The sequence below is a fragment of the Streptomyces prasinopilosus genome (genome assembly GCF_001419695.1).
Taxonomy (GTDB): Bacteria; Actinomycetota; Actinomycetes; order Streptomycetales; family Streptomycetaceae; genus Streptomyces; species Streptomyces prasinopilosus.
Genome location: NZ_LIRG01000618.1, coordinates 1 through 3,906, shown reverse-complemented (window position 1 = coordinate 3,906; position 3,906 = coordinate 1). Strand labels below are relative to the sequence as shown.

Sequence of the window (3,906 nt, the reverse complement as noted above, 5' to 3'; positions counted from 1 at the left end):
CGCCGTGCCGTCCGGCGCCGGTGGTGGCCTCGGGGTCGGAGCGGCCGACGAGGTCGCCCGCGACCTGTTCGACGGTGACGCGGACGGTCGCGCCGGGGGGCGGGAACAGGGCCCGCAGTTCGCCCTTGTCGATGCGCGGGGTGCCCCGGCGGCGGCGTCCGGCGAGGATGCGTTCGGGCCGCAGCAGGGTGCCCACGAGGCCCCGTATCTCGTCGACGGCCTGCCCGGGGACCTTGCCGACGAGATAGGCGAAGGTCCGCAGCACGGTCCCGAGGACGAGCCGCAGCAGGACCCAGGGCAGTGCCGCGGTGCGGGTGTTGACGAGCAGGGTGTGGACGGCGCCCGCCTTGTCCACCTTGTGCGGGGAGGCGGCGGTGCGGCCCACGCAGTCGACGGCGCGGCGCTCGCGGGAGGCGGCCTCGGCGTGCCGCACGACCGCGTCGGGGGCGACGAGCACCCGGTGGCCCGCCGCGTGGGCGCGCCAGCACAGGTCGACGTCGTCCCGCATCAGGGGCAGGTGCCGGTCGAACCCGCCGAGTTCGTCGAAGACGTCACGGCGGATCAGCATGCCGGCGGTGGACACCGACAGGACGGACCGGACCTGGTCGTGCTGGCCCTGGTCCTGTTCGCGGCGGTCCAGACCGGTCCAGCGGCGGCCGGAGTTGGCGATGGAGACGCCGACCTCCAGCAGTTGCCGGCGGTCGTACCAGCCGCGGAGCTTGGGGCCGACGACGGCGACGTCGTCACGGCCGAGTTCGTGCTCGTTCTCCACGACGCCCAGCAGCCGGGCCAGCGCGTCGGGTTCGGGGGCGCAGTCGTCGTGCAGCAGCCACAGCCACTGGACCGGTTCCCCGTGCGGGAGGTCGGGCAGGTCGTACGCGTCGTCGTGCCAGCTGCGCGTGACCGGGTCCCAGCCGCTGGGCCGCTTCAGGTAGGGCAGGTCGTCCGGGGTGAGGTGCGGCGCGGCGCGGTGGCACTCCTCGACGGCCTGGCCGAAGCCGGTGCGCCGGGCGAGGTGCAGGACGTGGTCGTCGCCGAGGGCTTCGGTGACCAGCCGGGCGGAGTCGTCCGCGCTGCCGGTGTCGGCCGCCATGGCGAACTGGACGGGTCGTTCCTGGCCGAGGAGCCCGGCGAGCGCGTCGGGCAGCCAGCGGGCTCCGTCATGGGAGACGAGGACCGCGGTCACCACATGACGCGGGAACTCTGGTGCGGCAGCGGCGTCGTGACGGGCTGCCGGGTGACTGTGCACGGACATCGAGGTACGGGCCCCGGTTCAGTGGACTGTGGGGGACGCCCGTGCCCGGTGGGGGCGGCGTGGCGTCTCGGACGAGCAACCACACTATCGGCTGGGCGACAAGGCGGCCCGCCGCCTGTGGACAACCCACACGCGACGGGCCGTAAGCGATGCATGCCGGTCACCTGCGCCGATCCGGCACGCACGACGTGTGCGCGGACAAGGCGGGCGCGCGGAGGGGTGCGTGGAGCACCGCTCCCGGGCGGGGGTCTTCAGACGGCGGCCTTCTTCAGCCGGCGGCGCTCCCGCTCGGACAGGCCGCCCCAGATGCCGAAGCGCTCGTCGTTGGCGAGGGCGTACTCGAGGCACTCGGAGCGGACCTCGCAGGCGAGGCAGACCTTCTTGGCCTCCCGGGTGGAACCGCCCTTCTCGGGGAAGAAGGACTCGGGGTCGGTCTGGGCGCACAGCGCGCGCTCCTGCCAGCCGAGTTCCTCGTCCGCGTCGTCGACCAGCAGTTGCTGCACCAGCTCCGTCATGTGCGCCCCTCGTCCGTCTTTCGCGTCCCCGTGATGCTGCCGTTACCGATCCCGGCCGAACGACACGAGTGAAATTACAAGTGTGCTGATCCGGGCGAGTCAAGCCGAGATCTGCTATTGGCCCCCTTATTCACTCTGCGGAACCAAGCCCGAGCCGAAAGTGTTCAAATCGCCATAAACGCTGACACACGGGCGGGCCGCCCGGACCGCCCGCCCCGTACAGACCGTTCACGGAGTGAGACGCCCGGCCGACCGATCTCGTTGACACGCCGGTGCCGCCGCGACCTTGATCACGTTCGGATCACAGGACCGCAACGGCACGTGCGCGTTCGACCATGTGCGCCTTGTGTCCCCGAAATCACGTGAGCAAACCTTTCGTCTCACGGTGAACCGGATGGGGTGAACCGGGCCCGCGATCCGTGGGCCGAGTTGACACCGGAGGCATGAGCCGCTGTCCTTGTGGGCATGCTCGCGAACCAGGCATTCGCCCCGACCCGCTCCGCCGGGTCCCTCGGTGCTGCCCGCGCTCGCTGTAGCTGTCGCTGTACCGGTTGTTGAGCCCGACGCGCTCCTTCCCTCCGGGCCACCCTCGGCCCGACCGCTGTTTCCTCCGCTCCCACCAGGGCGCTTCCCGCCGCCGTCCGTGATCCGGACACCCGCGGCACCTCGTCCCCGGCAGGCCCGTCGCCGCACCGGACCCCGTCCGGCGGCCCCCTCCTGCTTCCGACCGCTTCTTTGCCGAGGAACCACCGCATCCATGAACAGCGACAGCGACCTCCAGATCGCCGGCGACATCCTCGAAGTACCGCACCTGCTGCAGCCCCCGCGCGAGCACCCGGCCACCGTCGCCGAGTTCGTCGGCCTGGCCCGCTCCCTGGCCGCCGACCGGCCCCGGTGGGAGCCCCTGGTGCGCTACGACGCGAGCAGCCGCTGGTACCACCGCCTCCTCGCGGCACCCGGCTACGAGGTGTGGCTGCTGTCCTGGGTGCCCGGCCAGGGCAGTGGACTGCACGACCACGGCCGCTCCTGCGGTGTCCTGACCGTCCTGGACGGCGTCCTCACCGAGCGCACCGGACGCGGCGTCCGCACGCTGACGACGGGCGCGGAACGGGTGTTCGCCCCGGGCTACGCGCACGAGGTGGTCAACGACACCCTGGAGCCGGCGGTCAGCCTGCACGTCTACCACCCGGGCCTGACCGAGATGCCGATGCACCCCGCCGCCCCGCACTGCGAGGCGCGTACGGAGCCCCGGACGCTCACCGCCTGACCGCCCGCTCCGCCCCCGCACGCCCGCCCGGCCGCGGGCCCCGCGCCCGGCCCCGTGCGCGATCCCGTGCGCGATCCCGTGCGCGGGCGTCCGGCCGACGCGGTGCCGCGGCCCGCCCCGCGGCTGACAGACTGTTTCCATGCGCATTGTGGTTCTGGCAGGCGGCATCGGCGGTGCCCGTTTCCTGCGCGGTCTGAAGCGGGCCGCGCCGGACGCGGACATCACGGTCATCGGCAACACCGGGGACGACATCCACCTCTTCGGGCTGAAGGTCTGCCCGGACCTCGACACGGTGATGTACACCCTCGGCGGCGGCATCGACGAGGAACGGGGCTGGGGGCGGACCGACGAGAGCTTCCGGCTCAAGGAGGAGCTCGCGGCGTACGGCGTCGGCCCGGAGTGGTTCGGGCTCGGCGACCGGGACTTCGCCACGCACATCGTGCGGACGCAGATGCTCGCCGCCGGCTATCCGCTGAGCGCGGTGACGGAGGCCCTCTGCGACCGCTGGCAGCCGGGCGTCCGGCTGATCCCGATGTCCGACGACCGGGTGGAGACGCACGTCGCCGTCACCCTGCCCGACGGCGACCCGGCGGCGGGGCCCGCGGCGGCGTCCGGGGCCGGGAAGGCCCCGTCGGGCTCCGGTGTCCGCAAGGTGATCCACTTCCAGGAGTACTGGGTGCGGCTGCGGGCGTCGGTCCCGGCCGAGGCGGTGGTGCCGGTCGGCGCGGAGCAGGCGAAGCCGGCGCCGGGCGTGCTGGAGGCGATCGCCGCCGCCGACGTGATCCTCTTCCCGCCGTCCAACCCGGTCGTCTCCATCGGCACGATCCTCGCCGTCCCCGGCATCCGGGAGGCGATCGCCTCCAGCACGC

General features: G+C 73.0%; 4 protein-coding genes. 2 read left to right on the top strand and 2 right to left on the bottom strand.

Going from position 1 to position 3,906, the window contains the following annotated elements:
- The coding region (locus AOK18_RS23405) for a glycosyltransferase family 2 protein (protein WP_157865149.1) at nt 1-1,255 on the bottom strand (1,255 nt) is incomplete at its 3' end.
- 251 nt (nt 1,256-1,506) lie between these two features.
- Nucleotides 1,507-1,770, bottom strand: coding sequence for a WhiB family transcriptional regulator (locus AOK18_RS23400; RefSeq protein ID WP_003975777.1), 264 nt, complete (start codon nt 1,768-1,770; stop codon nt 1,507-1,509).
- A gap of 757 nt (nt 1,771-2,527) precedes the next feature.
- Here AOK18_RS23400 and AOK18_RS23395 point away from each other — a divergent pair.
- A complete protein-coding gene (locus AOK18_RS23395; protein WP_055695622.1) occupies nt 2,528-3,037 on the top strand; it encodes a cysteine dioxygenase in 510 nt (169 codons plus the stop codon).
- A gap of 139 nt (nt 3,038-3,176) precedes the next feature.
- Nucleotides 3,177-3,906: 2-phospho-L-lactate transferase CofD family protein (locus AOK18_RS23390; protein WP_107100366.1), on the top strand; the 730-nt coding region annotated here is incomplete at its 3' end.